The sequence below is a fragment of the Streptomyces sp. NPDC005408 genome (assembly GCF_040606445.1).
Lineage (GTDB): Bacteria > Actinomycetota > Actinomycetes > Streptomycetales > Streptomycetaceae > Streptomyces.
Genome location: NZ_JBEXEX010000053.1, coordinates 37,077 through 48,368, shown reverse-complemented (window position 1 = coordinate 48,368; position 11,292 = coordinate 37,077). Strand labels below are relative to the sequence as shown.

The window sequence follows — 11,292 nt, the reverse complement described above, 5'->3', positions numbered from 1 at the left end:
GCGGGGTTCCGGGGGGGCCGGGGGCGCCGGGCCCCGCCCCCCCCCGTCCGCACAGCAGGGGCCTACCGTCCGGTCGGCTTCTTGATCCGGTCGGCGGTCCTGTGCATGGCCTCCTGGGCCTGGCCGGCGATGTGCTCGCCACGGCCTTCCGCCTGCATGTCCCGGTCGCCCATGGCCTTGCCTGCGGTTTCCTTCATCTGACCCTTGGCCTGCTTGGCCTTGGCCTTTGCCTTACCCATGACGTGTCCTTCCGACTTCGGTGGGTGGATCGGCGTTAACCACCTTGCGCCCATCACCCCAGGTGCGCAAATGGGTACTTTCTGTGACATTTAACGATCTTGTTTTCGCGCCTGAAGGGCCGCTCGGCTCAGCCGCCGAACTCCGCCACCAACGTCGAGCAGAAGGCCTTCAGATCGGCCGGCTTACGGCTCGTGATCAGCGTGGCGGGGGCGGCGCGGCAGACCGCGACCTCCTCGTCGACCCAAGTCCCGCCCGCGTTGCGGATATCGGTCCGCAGACTGGGCCACGAGGTCAGCGTCCTGTGGCGGACCACATCCGCCTCAACCAGCGTCCAGGGGGCGTGGCAGATCGCCGCGACCGGCAGGGCGAGACCGAAGAAGCGCTTGACGAGCGCGACGGCCGCCTCGTCCATGCGCAGCGCGTCCGGATTGGCGACGCCTCCGGGGAGCACAAGACCCACGTAGTCCTCCGCGTCGCTCTCGGCGACCGTCCGGTCGACGGCGAAGGTGTCGGCCTTGTCGAGGTGATGGAAGGCCTGCACACGGCCGGGCTTCGTCGACAGCAGCTCCGGCTCGCCGCCGGCGTCGGCGACGGCCTGCCAGGGCTCGGTCAGCTCGATCTGCTCGACCCCCTCGGGGGCCATGAGGAACGCCACTCTCATCTGGCTCACGTCCTTTCGTACGCCCTCTCCCCTGCGGTCTCCGTGGCCGGGTACCCGCAGCGCGCCACACAAAGCGGCGACTGGCGACCTTCCGGAAGGACAGGCCGCCAGCCGCTCACGTGGTGCGGGCACCTACTGGGGGTAGTTGTCCCCGGTGTCCATGCCGCTTTCCTGCTCGCTCTGCTCCTGCAGCTTCCGGGCCTTCTCCTGGAGCCGCTGACGCTCCTGCGGGTCGGTCATGCGCTCCGCGGCCTCGTTCATCTGCTTGGCCTTCTCGCGCATTTGACGGACTCGGCCACCGGATTCACCTGCAACGCTCATCGTCACTCCTTGGACGTCGGGTAGAGCGGACTCCCTCAGCGAAACAGCGCGCCGACACGCTCGCAATCCGAACCGTCACGCACTGCAACCAAAGCGGATTCCGCGCCACGAGTGGTCCCGTTCGACGGACGGCTGCGCGGCCACGCCGTTCATCGGTTGCGGTCTCAACTTGCTCGGTTCCATGGGGCACTTTGGGCACGTCGTCGTAATCTGGTAGCAATCACCCTCCCAAGCATGGGGGAGATCATGGAACTTGCTTTTCTCAAGCCGCTCTTCGACCGTCCAGGCCCCTGGGCCTCCGTCTACATCGACACCACACGCGCGACCGAGGACGGGGCGAAGATCCAAAGGCTCCGTGAGCGTTCTGTCGCAGCGCAGCTCATCGACGCGAGTGCCGATCCGTATACCGTCAGGGCCGTGATGGACAGGCTCACCCACGAGCCGGTCTCCGGGGCACCTCCCGGCCGGGCGCTCTTCGCCGCGGGCGCCGAGGTCGAGCTCGACGTACCGCTCGCCCTCTCCCCCGCCGGCACCGACGCGACCTGGTCGATCCTGCCCCACGTCGCCCCGCTGGCCGGACTGCGCGGCGACGAGCCGCCCTGCCTGGTGGCGTACATCGACCGCACCGGCGCCGATCTGGAGCTGCGCGACGCGCACCACCGCGAGAGCCTGGGCCAGGCGACCGGCAAGGAGTGGCAGGGCCGGGGGCATCGCACCACCCCGGCCGACCGTCACGAATGGCACTACCGGAACAAGGTCGAGAACAACTGGAACGAGACCGCCGACATCATCGCTGGCGAGATCGCGCGGCAGTGGCCCGAGAGCGGCGCCCAGCTGCTGGTGCTGACCGGCGACTCCCGCGAGCGCAGGGCCGTGCACAACCGGCTGCCCGAGCGCATCAAGGTCGTCACCGTCGAGGCCGGGAACGGCAGCAGGTCACCGGGCGCCTCCAAGAGCGTGCTCGACCGGCAGATCGCCCAGGCCTGCGAGGCGTACGCACACGACCGGCTCGAGAGTGCCCTGGAGCGCTTCCGTATCGGACGCGGCAGGGGAGGCGAGCACCGAGAAGCCTCTATCGACACCGGCCTCGGGGACGCCGCCGAAGGGGTGCCCGCGGTCGTCGACGCGGCCCGCAGCCACCAGGTGGCCACGCTCCTGCTCGCGCAGGACGCTTCGGACGCAGGTCGCGATGTGTGGATCGGCCCCGGCGTGGACGAGGTTGCCGTACAGCGCGGCCAGGCGCAGGCGATGGGCGTCGCCAAGCCGGTGCAGGCACGCGCGGACGACGCGCTGCTGCGGTCCGCGGCGGCCTCCGACGCCGAGGTGCTGCTGGTCCCTCAGGGCATGCACGGCCCGGCGGGCGGACTGGGGGCGGTGCTGCGCTGGGCTACGCCTTGACCGACTGAACCAACGCAAGAGGTCGTGCCGGATTCCTCCGGCACGACCTCTTGCACTGCGAATTCTTCTGCGACTTCGAAAAGTCGGGACGACAGGATTTGAACCTGCGACCCCTTGACCCCCAGTCAAGTGCGCTACCAAGCTGCGCCACGTCCCGTTGCGCGGTTCCTCCCGGTTTCCCGGCCGAGCGCGCAAGAGAACACTACCTCACCCCCGCAGGGCCGCCGGACGCCCCGCCTGCGGTCATGCGCTCCCGCCTGCGGTCATGCGCTTTCGGACGATGAGCGGGCCGCCGGGGACTCGACCGGTCCGGACGAATTCCAGCCGGGCGCACGGACGTCGAGCCGCAGATCCTCCGGCACGACCTCCTGCCCGCAGTGACGGCAGCTGTGGACCATGTCCAGTTCCTCGCCGCACGAGTGGCCGAAGACCGCGGGGGGTTCGTCGACGAGCCAGCGGTCCCCCCACACGCGCAGGGAGGTCAGCACGACCAGCAGGTCCCGTCCCGCCTCGGTGAGGTGGTACTCGAAACGGGGAGGGTGCTCGCTGTACTGCTGCCGGGCCAGAACGCCGACGGCTTCCAGGTGACGCAGACGTGCGGTGAGGACATCGCGGGGAGCACCGGTGTTGCGCGCGATCGCGGCGAAGCGGCGATTCCCGAAGCTGATCTCCCGGACCGCAAGCAGCGACCACTTCTCGCCGACGGCCTGGAGTGAGGCGGCGATCGAGCAGGGCCTGCCGCGCGAGTCCAGGGCCAGTGCGGGGGGCGTGCCGTCCTCGGTGGTGCGTGCCTTCATGTCACTAGGTTGCCACATCCAACTCACTCCCTCTAGCATCCCGGTCTAGTTAGTTTGACATCCAAACCATGCCTCGGGATCGGACGTGCAGACCATGGTTCAACAGGCCCCAACCGTCGATGACATGACGGCTCGCACCCGCTTCCGCCTCATCTTCGCCGTCGTCGCCGCGGGCGTGGCGATGTCGAACCTCGATCTCTTCGTCGTGAACGTGGCGATCCCGGACATCAGCAGCCACTTCGACGAGGCATCGCTGTCCTCGCTGTCCTGGGTGCTCAATGCGTACGCCGTGGTGTTCGCCGCGCTGCTCGTACCCGCGGGCAGCTTCGCCGACCGCAACGGCCCGCGCCGCGCCTATCTGCTGGGCGTCAGCGTGTTCACCGTGGCCTCGGTGCTGTGCGCCATCGCGCCGAGCGTCTGGTTCCTCGTCGCGGCGCGGGTCGCCCAGTCGGCCGGTGCGGCGCTGCTCATCCCGGCATCGCTCGGCATTCTGCTGGCCGCGGCCCCGCCCGAGCGGCGCGTCTCGGCCGTGCGCAACTGGGCGGCGATCAGCGGGCTCGCCGCCGCGCTCGGCCCGGTCATCGGCGGGGCGCTCGCCGAGGCGGACTGGCGCTGGATCTTCCTGATCAACCTGCCTGTCGGCATCGCCACCGTCGTCGTCGGGCGCCGGGCGATCGCGCCCTCCAGCCGCCGTACGGATGCGGGCCGCGGCGATCTCATCGGCGCGGCGCTGCTCACCGCCGGAATCGGCACGCTCGCCCTCGGCCTGGTCAAAGCCCCTGACTGGGGCTGGACTTCGGGCCCGGTGGCGATCACGCTGGCAACCGCTGTGATCGTGCTGAGTCTGTTCGTCCGGCGCTCGGCGAAGCATGCTTCACCGGTTCTCCCGCTGGATCTGCTGCGGCTCCCGGCCATGGGCCCCGCCATGCTGGCGAATCTACTGTTCGCGGTGGCGTTCGCCGCGATGCTGCTCTCGGCCGCACTGTGGTGCCAGAACGTATGGCACTGGTCCGCACTCCAGACGGGTCTGGCGATCAGCCCCGGGCCGCTCATGGTGCCGCTGCTGTCCCCGTACGCGGGCATCCTGGTGCAGCGCTTCGGTGCGGCTCTCGTGGCCGCCACCGGCTGTGCGCTGTTCGCGGCCGGTCTTGGCTGGTGGGTCGCTGCCCTGAGCGTCGATGACCACGACTATGTACGGGGGCTGCTGCCCGGCATGGTGCTGACCGGTATAGGGGTCTGCCTCACGCTGCCCACGCTGGTGGGCGCGGCAGTCACCAGAGTTCCGCCGGCGAGCTTCTCGACCGGCTCGGGTGTGGTGAACATGACGCGGCAGACCGGCAGCGTGGTGGGTGTGGCGGGCCTGGTCGCCGTCCTGGGCAGGCCCCACGGCGCGGCCGTGATCGACGCCTTCCGTCATGGCTGGATCTTCACGCTGGTGGCGACGGTGGCCGCCGCGGTGGCGTGCTGCCTGCTCCTGCCCCACACCAGGCCCGCAGCCCGGGCCGACGCCTGAGCCAAGGCCCGGCCCAGACGCCCGGACCGCGGCACGGGGGACAGGCGGGGGACAATCGGTGCGTGGACAAGGCACGCAGGGACCGCGACGCCGAGGGGCGCGCACGCAACGCACGGCCGCGCGACGGACTGGGGCGCCCGCTCCCGTACGGGACGCAGGGTGTGGAACGGCAGCCCGAGGGCGTGGTGCGCTCCCCCGGCCAGACGCTGGCGGAGGCGCAGCGGCTGCTCGACGGGGGGAAACCCTTCCACGCCCATGAGGTCTTCGAGGACGCCTGGAAGACCGGGCCCGAGGCGGAGCGCGAGCTGTGGCGCGGACTCGCACAGCTGGCGGTGGGGCTCACGCACGCCGCCCGCGGCAACACGGCGGGCGGCGCGCGCCTGCTCCTGCGGGGTGCGGACCGGATCGCGGCGTACGACGATCCGTACGCCATCGATGTGGCCGGTCTGACGGCCTGGGCACAGGATCTCGCCGCCCGGCTCGACGGACCCGTGGACGCGGGCACCGAGGCTCCCCGGCTGACCTCAGTCGCGTAGCAGTACGACCTCCAGGGTGCGGGGGCCATGGACGCCCTCGACCCGGTCGAGCTCGATGTCGCTGGTGGCCGACGGACCGGAGATCCAGGTCAGCGGGCGGGTCGGATCGATGCGCGGCATCGCCTGCGGTACGGATGCGACGACCTGCTCAGGGGCCCGTACGACGCAGATGTGCAGATCCGGAACGAGGGTGAGCGCCCGGCGCCCCTGTCCTGGGCCCGCGTCCAGGACGATCGTGCCGGTCTCGGCGATCGCGAGGGCGCAGCCGGTCACCACGGCGTCGACGGCGTCGAGTTCGTACGGGGTGAGCGGGCCGTCGTCCGAGTGCTGCTCGGCGTCCGAGGCGTCGAGCCAGGCCGCGGGCAGCCCGTCGGGGACAGCGACCGACCGCGCGCCGTGCGTGGTGAGCAACTCGGCGATGAGAGCGGGCAGCTCGGCCTCGGTGGCGCGGTGCACGATCGCCCGGTAGTCGGCGAGGTTTTCGTGCAGCAGGTCGAGGATCGCGGCCGGATCGTCCCGGGTGTGGGTGGTCAGGTAGTCGCGGGTTGGCTCGGGCGCCTCGGGGGCGTCGGCCACAGCCGCACGGACACGCGCGAGGATGCGCTCGCGTGAGGCGCTCATGTGCGGTTCTTCTTCCACCAGGCACGGAAGGATTGGGCCGGCAGCTCCGGCAGTTCGCGGTTGGCGGTCCAGGCACCGGCGCCCAGCGGCCTCTTGGGGTGCAGCTTGCGGGTCCTGGACGCGAAGCGCTCCCCGGCGGCGAGCGCGGCCGGATGGTCGAGGGCCCACCCCGCCGCCTTGATCGCGGCCTTTTCGAGGCGGTGCCCCTTGCCGCCCCGGTCCGCGACCTTCTCGCGGAGGTGGACGAGGACTTCGGGGATGTCGATGGCGACCGGGCACACCTCGTAGCAGGCGCCGCACAGCGACGAGGCGTAGGGCAGTGAGGCGTCGATCTCGCTCTGGATTCCGCGCAGTTGGGGGCTGAGGATGGCGCCGATCGGGCCGGGGTAGACGGAGCCGTACGCATGGCCGCCGGCCCGCTCGTACACCGGGCAGACGTTCAGGCAGGCGGAGCAGCGGATGCAGCGCAGCGCCTGGCGGCCGACCTCGTCGGCGAGCGTCTCGGTCCTGCCGTTGTCGAGCAGGACCAGATGGAAGGTCCGCGGTCCGTCCGCGTCGGCGGTGCCGGTCCACATCGAGGTGTACGGGTTCATGCGCTCGGCGGTCGACGAGCGCGGCAGCGTCTGCAGGAAGACCTCCAGATCGCGCCAGGTGGGCACCACTTTCTCGATGCCGACGACGGAGATCAGGGTCTCGGGGAGCGTCAGGCACATCCGGCCGTTGCCCTCGGACTCGAAGACGACGAGAGTACCGGTCTCGGCGACCATGAAGTTGGCACCGGAGATGCCGACCTTGGCGCGGAGGAACTTCTCACGGAGGTGGAGACGTGCGGCCTCGGCGAGTTCGGAGGGGGTGTCGGTCAGTCCCTCCGGCGCGGCTCTGCCCCAACTGCCCATCTTCTTGCGGAAGATGTCGCGGATCTCGCCGCGATTACGGTGGATGGCCGGGACGAGGATGTGCGACGGCCGGTCGCGGCCGAGCTGCACGATGAGTTCGGCGAGGTCGGTCTCGTACGCCGAGATGCCCTCGGCCTCCAGGGCTTCGTTGAGGCCGATCTCCTGGGTCGCCATGGACTTGACCTTGACGACCTCGCTCTCTCCCGTGGCCTTGACCAGATCGGCGACGATGCGGTTGGCCTCGTCCGCGTCGGCGGCCCAGTGGACGGTGCCCCCGGCCTCGGTGACCGCCGACTCCAACTGCTCCAGATAGCGGTCGAGATGGCGGAGCGTGTGGTTCTTGATCTGCTTGCCCGCCTCGCGCAGCTGCGCCCAGTCCGCCAGCTCCGCAACCGCTTTGGCTCGCTTGTCGCGGATGGTGTGGGTGGCGTGCCGCAGATTGGCGCGCAGCGTCACATCGTGGACGGCGTCCCTGGCGGCCCTGGGGAAGGACGGCATGCCGAGATACGTACCGCTCACAGAAGGGGCTCCTCTTCGGTACTGGCGAGGATGTCGGCGATGTGCAGGGCGCGCTGCGGGGCGTCCTGGCGGCGCAGGATGCCGCCGATGTGCATCAGACAGGAGTTGTCGGCGCCGCACAGCACATCGGCGCCGGTGGACAGGGCGTTGCGGACCTTGTCCTGGCCCATGGCGGCAGACACGTCGGGGTTCTTGACGGCAAAGGTGCCACCGAAGCCGCAGCACTCCTCGGCGCCGGGCAGCTCCCGCAGCTCCAGGCCCTTGACCGCTTCGAGGAGTCTGCGCGGCCGCTCCCCCAGGCCCAGCGCCCGCAGCCCGTGGCAGGAGGGGTGATAGGTGACGGTGTGCGGGAAGTAGGCGCCGACATCGGTGACACCGAGGACGTCGACCAGGAACTCTGTGAGCTCGTACATACGGGACGGCAGCGCCGTCTCTCCGAACTTCGGGTAGTGCTCCCGCACCATCGCCGCACACGACCCGGACGGGGTCACGACATAGTCGCAGCCCTCGAAGGCCCGTGTGGTCCGCCGCACCAGGGGTTCGGTCTCCCGCCGGTAGCCGGTGTTGAACTGCGGCTGTCCGCAACAGGTCTGCGCGGCCGGGAAGTCCACCTCCACCCCGAGCCGCTCCAGGAGTCTGACGGTCGCGATGCCCGTGGCCGGATACACCGCGTCGTTGACGCAGGTGACGAAGAGTGCGACACGCATGGTCGGAGGATATGCCGCGACCGGCGGCCCCGGTAGGTCTCGCGATCAGCCGGATGGGGCAGACTCGACGGGGTGAGAAAGATCTATGTGATCGGCATCGGGGCGGGCGATCCCGACCAGCTGACCCTGCAGGCGGTCAAGGCGCTGAACAAGGCGGATGCGTTCTTCATCCTCGACAAGGGCGAGGAGAAGTCGGATCTGACGCGGCTGCGGCGGGACATTCTCGACGCCCATGTCGAGAACCCCTCGTACCGTCTGATCGAGGCGCGCGATCCGGAGCGGGACCGGGAAACATCGGACTACTCCCCTGCTGTCGACGACTGGCGCAGCCGCCGTGCCGATCTGTACGAGCGGTTCATCGCCGAGGAGCTGGGCGAGGACGAGTGCGGCGCGTTCCTGGTGTGGGGCGATCCCGCGCTGTACGACTCCACCATCGCCATCCTGGAGGAGATCCTCGAACGGGACACGGTCGCCTTCGAGCACGAGGTGGTGCCGGGCATCAGCAGTGTCTCGGCGCTGCTTGCCAGACACCGCACCGGTCTGAACCGGGTGGGCCGCCCAGTGCAGATCACCACGGGCCGGCGGCTCGCCGAGGGCTGGCCCGAGGGTGTGGACGACGTGGTGGTGATGCTCGACGCGCGGCAGGCCTTCACCCGCCATCTCGACCAGGATCTGTTCATCTACTGGGGCGCCTACGTGGGCACGCCGGACGAGATCCTGGTGTCGGGGCGGCTTGCTGAGGTGTCCGGGCGGATCGAGGACCTGCGGGCCGAGGCACGGGCCCGCAAGGGCTGGATCATGGACACCTATCTGCTGCGGCGCGGCTGAGGGGCCCCGTCCTGCTGCGACTCGGCTGAGCGGCTCCCCTCCCGCTGCGCCTACTTCGCCCAGAGATCGCGTTGCGGACACCGTTTTCTGTTCCGGATCGATCAGCTCACCAGACGAGGTGGAGAGCTTCGGGCGAGCGGTGGATGAGCGTCGGCCTCATCACGACCGGCAGCCGGTCCACATCGAGCCGCAGGCCGGGCAGCCTGCGTTCGAACAACTCAAGGGTCAGGCGCAGTTGTTCGCGGGCCAGTTGCGATCCCGGGCAGCCGTGAGTGCCATTGCCGAAGGCCACATGCTGCCGCGAGAGAGGCCGGGTAATGTCGAAGACGTCGGGCCGGTCGTAGCGGTCCTCGTCACGGTTGGCCGATCCGTAGGCCACGAACACGGTGGCCCCGGCGGGGAGATCGGTCCCGGCGATCGTGACCGGCCGGGTGGTGGTGCGGCGGAAGCCCTGAACCGCGGTGTCGTAGCGCGCAGCTTCCTCGACGGCGGCCGGTATCAACTCGGGGTCCGTGCAGATCAGTTCCCACTGCCGCCGGTCGCTCAGCAGGTGCAGCAGTGTCGAGCCGATGAGAGCCGTGGTGGTCAGATGCCCGGCGATCAGGAAGTTCTGGAGGTTGGACACCAGCTCGTGGCGCTGGTCGAGGGTGAGTTCGCCGCTGCCGGGAGCGAGCGCGGCGACCATCCCGGACAGCAGATCGTCGCGCGGGCTCCGGCGCCGGTCGCGTATGTACTCGTCCAGCAGCCGCTGCATCGCGACGACGTCTTCGGCCACGCCGACCTGCGCCTCCGGCTCCAGCGGCCGGAACAACAGCTCCTCGGCACGGTAGCCGCCGTGCACGGCGAGCGGCACATCCGCCGGGTCGAAGCCGATCAGCCGCCCTATGACCTGGCCGGGTAAGCGGCGCGCGTACGCCCCCATCAACTCGACGCCGCCGTCCTCCGCGAAGCCGTCGACGAGCTCCTCCGCGCGCTCGGCGGCGTACGGGACGAGCGCCGCGATCCGGCCCGCGGACAGACCGCTGTTGAGCGGGGCACGGTGGCGCTGATGTGCGGGGCCGTCCGTGGAGACGACGGTGGGCCGCTTGCCGAAGCCCTTGGACAGCACCTCCAGGGCGGCGGGCGAGGGCATCACATCGGGGAGCAGGGCGCGGACGGACGAGAACTCCTCGGGCCGCCGCAGGACTTCCCGTACATCGGCGTCCCGCGCGACCAGCCAGGCATCGAGCTCGGGAACGAAGGTCAGGCCCTCGGTCCTGCGCGCCCTCGCGTAGAGCGGATAGGGATCGCGTTGCAGCTCGTCGAGCCTGGCGTGATCGTTGCTCGCCACGCAGCGCCTCCAGATGACTCCGGGCCGGAAGGATTCTGGACAGTGGGCACGCTTGTTCGTCCGGCCATCGTGCCCCAGCCCCGCCGCGCCCGATAGGGCGCCCGCCCGCCGCTGCCGTTCTGGACCCGCTAGAACAGCAGGAGTTGCAGACCGCCGAGCACCGTCGCCGCGATGACCAGCCGCTCGAAGAGCCGCTGGTCGATCCGGTCCACACATGCCTTCCCGATGAACGCTCCGGGCAGCACGAATAGAGCCGGCACCGCATCCAGCAGGAGCGAGCGCCCGTCGATCAGACCGAGGCCAACGCTGAACGGCACCTTCGAGGTGTTGACGATCAGGAAGAACCACGCCGAAGTCCCCAGGAAGCCGAGCTTCCGGAAGCCCGCGGAGATCAGATACAGCGACATGACGGGCCCGCCCGCGTTGGCAACCATCGTGGTGAATCCGCCGAGCACCCCGTACGAGCGTGCCTTCAGCCGACCTCGCCGGCCTTCCAGCGAGGTGAGCGCCTCGTCCGCCCCCGGCCGTCTGCGCCACACGGTGGCCGCGGCCATCAGCAGCAGGATCGCCCCGATCGACGTGCGTACGACGTCGTCGTCGGCCCAGAACATGAACACTGTCCCGACGACCACACCGGCGGCGACCGCGGGAAACAGTCGCAGCAGGGTCGGCCAGTGGGTGTGCCTGCGGTAGGTGAGTACGGCGACCACGTCACCGACGATCAGTACGGGCAGCAGCACGCCCGTGGACTCGCGCGCAGGCAGGACCGCCGCGAAGATCGCGAGGCTGACGGTGTTCGCACCGCTCACGGCGGTCTTGGAGAAGCCGACGAGTGCGGCTGCCGCGGCGAGCGCGGCCAGGTCCCAGCTGATGACTATGTCCATGCCAGGAACTGATGCTAAGCCCACGGACATGCGGAGAGGTC

General features: G+C 69.9%; 13 protein-coding genes and 1 tRNA gene. 4 read left to right on the top strand and 10 right to left on the bottom strand.

What is annotated here, in order from left to right:
* Positions 1-62: 62 nt before the first annotated feature.
* From ABZS64_RS32570 to ABZS64_RS32560, 3 genes are all read right to left on the bottom strand, one after another.
* A complete protein-coding gene (locus ABZS64_RS32570; protein ID WP_355837487.1) occupies positions 63-239 on the bottom strand; it encodes a CsbD family protein in 177 nt (58 codons plus the stop codon).
* Positions 240-367: 128 nt separating this feature from the next.
* The gene (locus ABZS64_RS32565; protein WP_355837494.1) at positions 368-901 is read right to left on the bottom strand and encodes a type 1 glutamine amidotransferase domain-containing protein; all 534 of its coding nucleotides are present in this window, start codon (positions 899-901) and stop codon (positions 368-370) included.
* Between the two features lie 132 nt (positions 902-1,033).
* Positions 1,034-1,222, bottom strand: coding sequence for a DUF6381 family protein (locus ABZS64_RS32560; RefSeq protein ID WP_355837485.1), 189 nt, complete (start codon positions 1,220-1,222; stop codon positions 1,034-1,036).
* A 234-nt stretch (positions 1,223-1,456) separates the two neighbouring features.
* Here ABZS64_RS32560 and ABZS64_RS32555 point away from each other — a divergent pair, with 234 nt between their 5' ends.
* Positions 1,457-2,620, top strand: coding sequence for a hypothetical protein (locus ABZS64_RS32555; protein ID WP_355837484.1), 1,164 nt, complete (start codon positions 1,457-1,459; stop codon positions 2,618-2,620).
* 83 nt (positions 2,621-2,703) lie between these two features.
* On the opposite strand, the gene ABZS64_RS32550 is transcribed toward ABZS64_RS32555, so the two are convergent.
* Positions 2,704-2,777, bottom strand: a tRNA-Pro gene (locus tag ABZS64_RS32550).
* A gap of 106 nt (positions 2,778-2,883) precedes the next feature.
* The gene (locus ABZS64_RS32545) at positions 2,884-3,417 is read right to left on the bottom strand and encodes a helix-turn-helix domain-containing protein (RefSeq protein ID WP_355837482.1); all 534 of its coding nucleotides are present in this window, start codon (positions 3,415-3,417) and stop codon (positions 2,884-2,886) included.
* A 124-nt stretch (positions 3,418-3,541) separates the two neighbouring features.
* Here ABZS64_RS32545 and ABZS64_RS32540 point away from each other — a divergent pair, with 124 nt between their 5' ends.
* Together ABZS64_RS32540 and ABZS64_RS32535 are read left to right on the top strand one after the other, a co-directional pair.
* A complete protein-coding gene (locus ABZS64_RS32540; RefSeq protein ID WP_355837480.1) occupies positions 3,542-4,930 on the top strand; it encodes a DHA2 family efflux MFS transporter permease subunit in 1,389 nt (462 codons plus the stop codon).
* 62 nt (positions 4,931-4,992) lie between these two features.
* Positions 4,993-5,466, top strand: a complete 474-nt coding sequence (locus ABZS64_RS32535; RefSeq protein WP_355837479.1) for a DUF309 domain-containing protein — start codon at positions 4,993-4,995, stop codon at positions 5,464-5,466.
* Here ABZS64_RS32535 and ABZS64_RS32530 read toward each other — a convergent pair.
* The 3 genes from ABZS64_RS32530 to ABZS64_RS32520 are packed head-to-tail and all read right to left on the bottom strand — an operon-like array spanning position 5,455 to position 8,209.
* On the bottom strand, positions 5,455-6,087 hold the full coding sequence (locus tag ABZS64_RS32530; protein WP_355837477.1) for an LUD domain-containing protein: 633 nt from the start codon (positions 6,085-6,087) through the stop codon (positions 5,455-5,457). The genes ABZS64_RS32535 and ABZS64_RS32530 overlap by 12 nt on opposite strands.
* The gene (locus ABZS64_RS32525) at positions 6,084-7,502 is read right to left on the bottom strand and encodes a LutB/LldF family L-lactate oxidation iron-sulfur protein (protein ID WP_355837475.1); all 1,419 of its coding nucleotides are present in this window, start codon (positions 7,500-7,502) and stop codon (positions 6,084-6,086) included. The genes ABZS64_RS32530 and ABZS64_RS32525 overlap by 4 nt, the downstream gene beginning before the upstream one ends.
* Positions 7,499-8,209: a (Fe-S)-binding protein gene (locus ABZS64_RS32520; RefSeq protein ID WP_355837473.1), complete on the bottom strand. Its 711-nt coding sequence runs from the start codon at positions 8,207-8,209 to the stop codon at positions 7,499-7,501. Before ABZS64_RS32520 ends, ABZS64_RS32525 begins: the two co-directional genes overlap by 4 nt.
* Positions 8,210-8,281: 72 nt before the next feature.
* Here ABZS64_RS32520 and cobF point away from each other — a divergent pair, with 72 nt between their 5' ends.
* Positions 8,282-9,037 carry a precorrin-6A synthase (deacetylating) gene (cobF, locus tag ABZS64_RS32515; RefSeq protein ID WP_355837472.1) on the top strand — a complete coding sequence of 252 codons (756 nt, stop codon included), beginning with the start codon at positions 8,282-8,284 and terminating at the stop codon, positions 9,035-9,037.
* A 106-nt stretch (positions 9,038-9,143) separates the two neighbouring features.
* Here cobF and ABZS64_RS32510 read toward each other — a convergent pair whose 3' ends face one another.
* Together ABZS64_RS32510 and ABZS64_RS32505 are read right to left on the bottom strand one after the other, a co-directional pair.
* A complete protein-coding gene (locus ABZS64_RS32510) occupies positions 9,144-10,367 on the bottom strand; it encodes a cytochrome P450 (RefSeq protein WP_355837470.1) in 1,224 nt (407 codons plus the stop codon).
* Positions 10,368-10,495: 128 nt separating this feature from the next.
* Positions 10,496-11,251: a sulfite exporter TauE/SafE family protein gene (locus ABZS64_RS32505; RefSeq protein ID WP_355837468.1), complete on the bottom strand. Its 756-nt coding sequence runs from the start codon at positions 11,249-11,251 to the stop codon at positions 10,496-10,498.
* Positions 11,252-11,292: the final 41 nt, after the last annotated feature.

Bases quoted from the DNA above. Each gene is read 5' to 3' on its own strand.
- ABZS64_RS32530 (WP_355837477.1), bottom strand. From the start codon at position 6,087: ATGAGCGCCTCACGCGAGCGCATCCTCGCGCGTGTCCGTGCGGCTGTG.
- ABZS64_RS32545 (WP_355837482.1), bottom strand. From the start codon at position 3,417: ATGAAGGCACGCACCACCGAGGACGGCACGCCCCCCGCACTGGCCCTG.
- ABZS64_RS32505 (WP_355837468.1), bottom strand. From the start codon at position 11,251: ATGGACATAGTCATCAGCTGGGACCTGGCCGCGCTCGCCGCGGCAGCC.
- ABZS64_RS32540 (WP_355837480.1), top strand. From the start codon at position 3,542: ATGACGGCTCGCACCCGCTTCCGCCTCATCTTCGCCGTCGTCGCCGCG.
- ABZS64_RS32555 (WP_355837484.1), top strand. From the start codon at position 1,457: ATGGGGGAGATCATGGAACTTGCTTTTCTCAAGCCGCTCTTCGACCGT.
- ABZS64_RS32520 (WP_355837473.1), bottom strand. From the start codon at position 8,209: ATGCGTGTCGCACTCTTCGTCACCTGCGTCAACGACGCGGTGTATCCG.
- ABZS64_RS32570 (WP_355837487.1), bottom strand. From the start codon at position 239: ATGGGTAAGGCAAAGGCCAAGGCCAAGCAGGCCAAGGGTCAGATGAAG.
- ABZS64_RS32565 (WP_355837494.1), bottom strand. From the start codon at position 901: ATGAGAGTGGCGTTCCTCATGGCCCCCGAGGGGGTCGAGCAGATCGAG.
- ABZS64_RS32560 (WP_355837485.1), bottom strand. From the start codon at position 1,222: ATGAGCGTTGCAGGTGAATCCGGTGGCCGAGTCCGTCAAATGCGCGAG.